This is a genomic window from Geodermatophilus sabuli, from assembly GCF_010686765.1.
GTDB classification, from domain to species: domain Bacteria; phylum Actinomycetota; class Actinomycetes; order Mycobacteriales; family Geodermatophilaceae; genus Geodermatophilus; species Geodermatophilus sabuli_A.
Map to the genome: position 1 here is coordinate 1 of NZ_JAAGWF010000041.1, position 536 is coordinate 536.

A 536-nucleotide genomic window follows, 5' to 3' on the forward strand; every position below is an offset into this window, starting at 1 on the left:
TCGACCTTCCCCTCGGCTTCTGACGCCCGACGTTCGTAGATCTCGGCGTTTTTCAGAGCCTTTTCTGCACGATCCTCGTCTTGCTCGGCCTTCGCTCTGGCCTTTTCGGCCCGAACCTCGTTTTTCAGGATTTTTTCTTTGAGCTCGGCGAGCTCCTGGCGCTTCGCCTCGATCTCCAGGGGCAGGTCGGTGTGAAGCTCTGCTACGGACCGGTTCACGAGCTCATGAGGAGCCGCTCCGGCCTCTGCGCGAGCCTTCCGCGCCCTCCCCCTCTCCAGATCGGGCATGAAGGCCTGTAGGGCCTCGTGGAGGGCCGTCTGTAGGTCCCTGAGGACCCCACGCCCCATATGGGTGGATAGGGGCTGTCCGTCGACGTCATAGCCGCAGAGGCTGAAATGCGCGTGCTTGGCGGTCTCATCAAGGTGGAGAACCAGACCAGACACTGAGGTCCTAAGATCGGCTGCCATGCGCTCTACAGCGGCTCTCAGGGCCTTCTCCTGCCCATCTGGACCCAGAGCCTCGAACATCTTCTGCGC

The 536-nt window shown here is 61.9% G+C and carries 1 protein-coding gene; it reads right to left on the bottom strand.

Going from position 1 to position 536, the window contains the following annotated elements; all coding sequences use genetic code 11:
* Positions 1 to 536 (bottom strand): hypothetical protein (locus tag GCU56_RS22870; RefSeq protein WP_204332706.1); only part of this gene is annotated, 536 nt, incomplete at both ends.